Source organism: Dietzia sp. NCCP-2495, from assembly GCF_026011735.1.
Lineage (GTDB): Bacteria > Actinomycetota > Actinomycetes > Mycobacteriales > Mycobacteriaceae > Dietzia.
The window spans coordinates 1-1,388 of the sequence record NZ_BRVN01000058.1; the positions used below are offsets into that span (position 1 = coordinate 1).

The window sequence follows — 1,388 nt, forward strand, 5'->3', positions numbered from 1 at the left end:
TCACGGATTCCATTTATCGACCCGCGGGTTAGGCGTGACCAGGTAGCGCTAGAAGCCCGCAGATCGTGTACAAGCAGTCACGGAGAGAAATACAGAACGGCCGGCCCCGCTGTGCGGGAACCGGCCGTCACCAACACCACAGACCGTGATCGCGGTGTAGTTGTGTGGGTTCAGCGCTTCTTCTTGGGTGACACTCGGATGGTGATGGACCCGGTCACCGGCTCCACGCCTGCGTCGTCGAGGAAGGTCAGGGGGACCTCGATGTCCTGGCCGGCCGTGATGGAGTCGAAGTCCGGGATCGTTTCCCATTCGGCAGTCACCGTCAATCCACCGGTCGACTTTGCCGGGTAGCGCACGTTCATGCCCACCGGGATCCACCGGTGAGTGGTCGGAACCGTCGCCTCCGCGAGCATCCCCATCGCGAACTCGGCGAGATTACACGCTGCGATCACATGGAAGGTTCCGATGTGATTGCGGTTGCCCCACCAGCCCGGCCCGCGGACGACGCAGCGGCCCGGACGCATCTCGGTGACATGGGGGAGGGCTGTGCGAAAGTAGGGCGCCTTGAAGCTGACTGCGGCCGTGAACAAGCGAGAACCGAAGGGAAGTCGGCTCGCCTGCTGCCACAGTTTGTAGGTAGCGGTGCTGGCAGCGTCGCTGATGGTTGTGGCGGGAGAGTTCTTGGTCATGGCGACTATGTTACTCGCCGGTAAGTTGGTTTGGAAGGCCCATGTGGCTGTGGGCCTGGCCGAGCCGTCTACATCTTCTGGTGGGTCTACGCGAGTATCTGGGCGCCCGATCTGAGGAGCTCGTGTAGGCGGGACTGGTCCGCATGGGGTTCGCGAACCCATAGCTGGTAGGCAGACAGGGCGATCCCCAGGGCGGCGTGACCAATCGATGAGGGGACGAGATCGTCCTCGGTCTCACCGCGTCGGTGCGCCACGAAACCGGCGACTGCTCGACGCCAGTCCGCGTAGACCAAGGTTGAATGCGCCTGGAGCTCGTCGACGTCGAGTAGCAACCGCATACGGGTCCGGTGTACCTCGGTTTGAGAATCGGGAAATGTATTGAACTCGACCAAGGCGTCCGCGAGTGCATCGCGGAGCGGCGTGGAGTCCGGCACCTGATCGAGATAATCGAGCATGTGATTGATCTGCTCGTCGAACTCCCCCCAGGCGATGGCGGCCTTTCCGGGGAAGTATCGGAACAGGGTCCTTCTCGAGATGTGAGCCGCTTCGGCGATCTGATCCACGCTCGTGGCTTCGTACCCGCATCGGGAGAACAGTTCGAGCGCGACTGTGACGATCGAGCTGCGCGTAGTCGACGGACGACGTCCCGGAGTGCGCCCTGACGGACTCGTCTGCTTCTCCATGGGGAGAAAGTTTAGG

Annotated in this window: 2 protein-coding genes; both read right to left on the minus strand. The window is 62.3% G+C overall.

The window, feature by feature from the left end; translation table 11 throughout:
- Positions 1-170: 170 nt before the first annotated feature.
- On the minus strand, positions 171-689 hold the full coding sequence (locus tag OPF83_RS17345; RefSeq protein ID WP_264888900.1) for a hotdog fold domain-containing protein: 519 nt from the start codon (positions 687-689) through the stop codon (positions 171-173).
- 86 nt (positions 690-775) lie between these two features.
- Complete coding sequence (gene mftR, locus OPF83_RS17350) at positions 776-1,372, minus strand: mycofactocin system transcriptional regulator (RefSeq protein WP_264888901.1); 597 nt, start codon at positions 1,370-1,372, stop codon at positions 776-778.
- Positions 1,373-1,388: the final 16 nt, after the last annotated feature.

Bases quoted from the DNA above. Each gene is read 5' to 3' on its own strand.
- OPF83_RS17345 (WP_264888900.1), bottom strand. From the start codon at position 689: ATGACCAAGAACTCTCCCGCCACAACCATCAGCGACGCTGCCAGCACC.
- mftR (WP_264888901.1), bottom strand. From the start codon at position 1,372: ATGGAGAAGCAGACGAGTCCGTCAGGGCGCACTCCGGGACGTCGTCCG.